Source organism: Pseudomonas sp. WS 5071, from assembly GCF_012985765.1.
Taxonomy (GTDB): Bacteria; Pseudomonadota; Gammaproteobacteria; order Pseudomonadales; family Pseudomonadaceae; genus Aquipseudomonas; species Aquipseudomonas lundensis_A.
This window is the reverse complement of record NZ_JAAQWY010000083.1, coordinates 1-945: the sequence shown is the minus strand read 5'-3', so window position 1 is coordinate 945 and position 945 is coordinate 1. Positions and strand designations below refer to the sequence as shown.

General features: G+C 57.0%; 1 protein-coding gene. It reads left to right on the top strand.

The annotated features are described in order from the left end of the window. Positions 1 to 945, top strand: a 945-nt coding sequence (locus tag HBN61_RS22310; RefSeq protein ID WP_170047929.1) for a ribonucleotide-diphosphate reductase subunit beta, incomplete at its 5' end; no start/stop codon positions are given.

Genomic DNA, 945 nt, shown 5'->3' with positions numbered 1-945 from the left:
TACGACTGGGCCTGGCAGAAGTACCTCGACGGCTGCGCAAACCACTGGATGCCGCAAGAAGTCAACATGACCGCCGACATCGCCCTCTGGAAAAACCCGGAAGGCCTGACTGACGACGAACGCCGCATCGTGATGCGCAACCTGGGCTTCTTCTCCACCGCCGACTCGCTGGTTGCCAACAATCTGGTACTGGCCGTGTACCGCTTGATCACCAACCCGGAATGCCGCCAGTACATCCTGCGCCAGGCGTTCGAAGAGGCGATCCACACCCACGCCTATCAGTACTGCATCGAATCGCTGGCCATGGATGAGGGCGAGATCTTCAACATGTACCACGAGATTCCTTCGGTCGCCAAAAAGGCCACGTGGGGCTTGAAGTACACCCGCTCGATCTCCGATCCGAAGTTCGAAACCGGCACCGTTGAAACCGACAAGGAACTGCTGCGCAACCTGATCGCTTACTACTGCGTTCTGGAAGGCATCTTCTTCTACTGCGGCTTCACCCAGATCCTGTCGATGGGCCGACGCAACAAGATGACCGGGGTTGCCGAGCAGTTCCAGTACATCCTGCGCGACGAATCCATGCACCTGAACTTCGGCATCGACGTGATCAACCAGATCAAAATCGAAAACCCGCACCTGTGGGATGCCGAGATGAAGGAAGAAGCGTCGCAGATGATCCTGCAAGGCACGCAGCTGGAAATCGAATACGCCCGTGACACCATGCCGCGCGGCGTATTGGGCATGAACGCAGCGATGATGGAGGACTACCTCAAGTTCATCGCCAACCGCCGCCTGTCGCAAATCGGCTTGAAGGAAGAATACCCGGGCACCACTAACCCGTTCCCGTGGATGAGCGAAATCATGGACTTGAAGAAAGAGAAAAACTTCTTCGAGACTCGCGTGATCGAGTACCAAACGGGCGGCGCACTGAGCTGGGACTGA